At 67.1% G+C, this 234-nt stretch carries 1 pseudogene; it reads right to left on the reverse strand.

The window, feature by feature from the left end:
* Positions 1-234 (reverse strand): annotated as a pseudogene (locus tag SB753_RS41630) (amidase); the annotation flags it as partial.

Raw genomic sequence — 234 nt, forward strand, 5'->3', positions numbered from 1 at the left:
GGCTGTCGGCGTCCGCGCCATTTGCGCCATTTGCGCCGTTTGTACCGTTGATGCCGTTCCCGCCGTTCGCCATGCTCGCGTCGTAACGCGACGCGCGTTCGCGGGCGGCTTCGTAGTCCTTCAGCACGATCGCGTTGATCGCGGGATTGACCGCTTCCGTGCGCGAGATCGCTGTGTCCAGCAACTCGCGCGCGCTGGCTTCGCGAGTCCGCACGAGTTCGGCCAGGCCGAGGG

The organism is Paraburkholderia sp. SIMBA_053, from assembly GCF_046534895.1.
Taxonomy (GTDB): Bacteria; Pseudomonadota; Gammaproteobacteria; order Burkholderiales; family Burkholderiaceae; genus Paraburkholderia; species Paraburkholderia caledonica.